Annotated in this window: 3 protein-coding genes; all 3 read left to right on the forward strand. The window is 70.7% G+C overall.

What is annotated here, in order from left to right:
• A partial coding sequence (locus tag ACIOD1_RS35040; RefSeq protein ID WP_365630643.1) for a methionine adenosyltransferase domain-containing protein occupies nt 1-300 on the forward strand: 300 nt, incomplete at its 5' end.
• Nucleotides 301-341: 41 nt separating this feature from the next.
• Nucleotides 342-1328 (forward strand): carbohydrate kinase family protein, encoded by a 987-nt coding sequence (locus tag ACIOD1_RS35045; protein WP_365630646.1) that lies wholly within the window; start codon nt 342-344, stop codon nt 1326-1328.
• Nucleotides 1325-1604: homocysteine S-methyltransferase family protein (locus ACIOD1_RS35050; RefSeq protein ID WP_401907208.1), on the forward strand; the 280-nt coding region annotated here is incomplete at its 3' end. The genes ACIOD1_RS35045 and ACIOD1_RS35050, both read left to right, overlap by 4 nt.

A 1604-nucleotide genomic window follows, 5' to 3' on the forward strand; every position in this document is an offset into this window, starting at 1 on the left:
GTCGCCGCCGGCCTCGCCTCGCGCTGCGAGGTCCAGGTCGCGTACGCCATCGGCAAGGCCGAGCCCGTCGGTCTCTTCGTCGAGACCTTCGGCACCGCCCGGACCGAACCCGCCCGGATCGAGAAGGCCGTCGCCGAGGTCTTCGACCTGCGCCCCGCCGCCATCATCCGCGACCTCGACCTGCTCCGGCCCATCTACGCCCAGACGGCCGCCTACGGCCACTTCGGCCGCGAGCTGCCGGACTTCACCTGGGAGCGCACCGACCGCGTCGACGCCCTGCGCAGGGCCGCCGGCCTGTAGACCCGCCCGCTCACGACCTTCGCAGGCCCAAGGAGAGTTCCGTGCGTATCGCCGTCACCGGTTCCATCGCCACCGACCATCTGATGGTCTATCCCGGACGGTTCACCGACCAATTGCTACCGGACCAGCTCGACCGGGTGTCGCTGTCCTTCCTCGCCGACGAACTGGAGATCCGGCGCGGCGGAGTCGCCGCCAACATCGCGCTGGGGCTGGGCCGGCTCGGCATCACGCCGCTGCTGGCCGGAGCGGTGGGCGCGGACTTCGAGGACTACCGCACGTGGCTGCACGGAAACGGCGTCGACACCAGCCTGGTCCTGGTCAGCGACTCGCTCCACACGGCGCGCTTCGTGTGCACCACGGACTCCGAGCAGAACCAGATCGCCACGTTCTACGCCGGCGCCATGGCGGCGGCCCGCGAGATCTCCCTCGGCCCGGCCGCCGCCCAGCCCGGCGGGCTCGACCTCGTGGTCGTCGCCCCGAACGACCCGGACGCGATGCTCCGGCACACCGAGGAGTGCCGGAGCCTGGGCATCCCCTTCGCCGCCGACCCCTCGCAGCAGCTCGCCAGGCTGTCGGGCGAGAAGGCGCGGGAGCTGGTGGACGGGGCCCTGTTCCTCTTCACCAACGAGTACGAGGCGGCCCTCCTCCAGCAGCTGACCGGCTGGGACAAGGTCGAGATCCTCGGCCGCGTCGGCAGTTGGATCACCACCCTGGGCTCCGAGGGCGCGAGCGTCGAGCGCGCGGGTGAGCCCCCGCTGCGCATCGCCGCCGTAGCCACGACCGCCATCGCCGACCCCACGGGCGCGGGCGACGCCTTCCGCTCGGGCTTCCTGGCCGGCATCGCCTGGCAGTGGCCGTTCGAACGGGCGGCCCAGCTGGGCTGCGCGATCGCCACCGTGGTCCTGGAATCGGTGGGGACGCAGGAGTACAAGCTCTCCGCGGCGGACCTGATCCTACGCATCGAGCACGCCTACGGCCGGGTGGTGGCCCAGGACATCGAGACGCGCCTGCGCGAGTCCGCCGTATGAGTACGGACCGGATCGAGGCCTTCCGCGAGGCGCTCGCGACGCGTGTGGTCGTCGCCGACGGAGCCATGGGGACGATGCTCCAGGAGCAGGATCCGACGATGGAGGACTTCCAGCAGCTGGAGGGCTGCAACGAGGTCCTGAACATCACCCGCCCCGACATCGTGCGCTCGGTTCACGAGGCGTATTTCTCGGTCGGTGTGGACTGTGTGGAGACCAACACCTTCGGTACGAACTACGCCGCGTTGGCGGAGTACGACATCGCGGACCGCAACTTCG

This window comes from Streptomyces sp. NPDC088097 (genome assembly GCF_044741845.1).
GTDB lineage: Bacteria > Actinomycetota > Actinomycetes > Streptomycetales > Streptomycetaceae > Streptomyces.